Source organism: Streptomyces beijiangensis, assembly GCF_017315755.1.
Taxonomy (GTDB): Bacteria; Actinomycetota; Actinomycetes; order Streptomycetales; family Streptomycetaceae; genus Streptomyces; species Streptomyces beijiangensis.
In genome coordinates this window covers 1-229 of the sequence record NZ_JAFLRJ010000752.1, presented here as the reverse complement: position 1 = coordinate 229, position 229 = coordinate 1, and the positions used below count along the sequence as shown (strand labels likewise).

The window sequence follows — 229 nt, the reverse complement described above, 5'->3', positions numbered from 1 at the left end:
CGCCGCCGAGCGTCATCAGACGGGCGCCCGTGCCGAGCAGGTCGTCGGCGGCGGCCTCGATCGTCTCGACGGCCTCGTTGATGTTGAACGGGTTCGCCGCGGTGTCGCCCGCGTCCGCGACCTGCGCGCGCGCGAACGGCGAGGCGTCCCGCCTGCTGCGCCCGTACAACCCGGCACAGGACGCCTCGCGGATCGCGTTGCCGCCGAAGCGGGCGCCGGGGCGGTACGA

The 229-nt window shown here is 75.5% G+C and carries 1 protein-coding gene; it reads right to left on the bottom strand.

Features of this window, described 5'->3' with window-relative positions; genetic code table 11:
• The coding region (locus tag J0695_RS38860; RefSeq protein ID WP_206969569.1) for an arginase family protein at positions 1 to 229 on the bottom strand (229 nt) is incomplete at both ends.